A 256-nucleotide genomic window follows, 5' to 3' on the forward strand; every position below is an offset into this window, starting at 1 on the left:
ATCATGATTTTTCTAGATTGAGGAGATAGTAATGGAGAATCCCAAACCTTGGCTGGATCAGTTGGACACTGGTGAAGCCGTTAACTTGACCAACTGCGATCGCGAGCCGATTCATATTCCTAATGCCATTCAACCCCATGGTTTGTTATTGGTGTTAAATGAAGATACGTTTCAAATTGCTCAAGTTAGCGAGAATGCCAGAGATATTTTAGGAGTTCCTGCGACTAATTTGTTGGGTTGTGTCGTGAGTGATTAT

At 41.4% G+C, this 256-nt stretch carries 1 protein-coding gene; it reads left to right on the forward strand.

Annotation, left to right across the window (positions count from 1 at the left end; all coding sequences use genetic code 11):
- Window positions 1-31: 31 nt before the first annotated feature.
- On the forward strand, window positions 32-256 hold a 225-nt coding region (locus R0J87_RS22325), incomplete at its 3' end, for a hypothetical protein (protein WP_498889054.1).

Source organism: Halomonas sp. SIMBA_159 (genome assembly GCF_046536035.1).
Taxonomy (GTDB): Bacteria; Pseudomonadota; Gammaproteobacteria; order Pseudomonadales; family Halomonadaceae; genus Vreelandella; species Vreelandella venusta_A.